Here is a 241-nt window from a genome sequence, read left to right as displayed (position 1 = left end):
CAACAACTTCCTCCAGCTGTTCCTCGGCTGGGAAGCGGTAGGCCTGGTCTCGTACCTCCTGATCGGCTTCTGGTACACCCGTCCGACCGCGATCTTCGCCAACATGAAGGCCTTCCTGGTCAACCGCGTCGGCGACTTCGGCTTCATCCTCGGCATCGGCCTGCTGCTGGCCGCGTCGGGCTCGATGCAGTACACCGACGTCTTCGCGCAAGCCGGCAAGCTGGCCGGCAAGACCGTGCCG

Annotated in this window: 1 protein-coding gene; it reads left to right on the top strand. The window is 64.7% G+C overall.

Annotation, left to right across the window (positions count from 1 at the left end; all coding sequences use genetic code 11):
• A partial coding sequence (locus KVT32_RS31310) for a proton-conducting transporter membrane subunit (protein ID WP_305864361.1) occupies positions 1-241 on the top strand: 241 nt, incomplete at both ends.

This window comes from Achromobacter sp. GbtcB20 (assembly GCF_019091095.1).
In the GTDB taxonomy this organism is placed as follows: Bacteria; Pseudomonadota; Gammaproteobacteria; order Burkholderiales; family Burkholderiaceae_B; genus Achromobacter; species Achromobacter mucicolens.
Note: the sequence above shows the minus strand (reverse complement) of the source record. Positions and strands in the feature narration are given on the sequence as shown.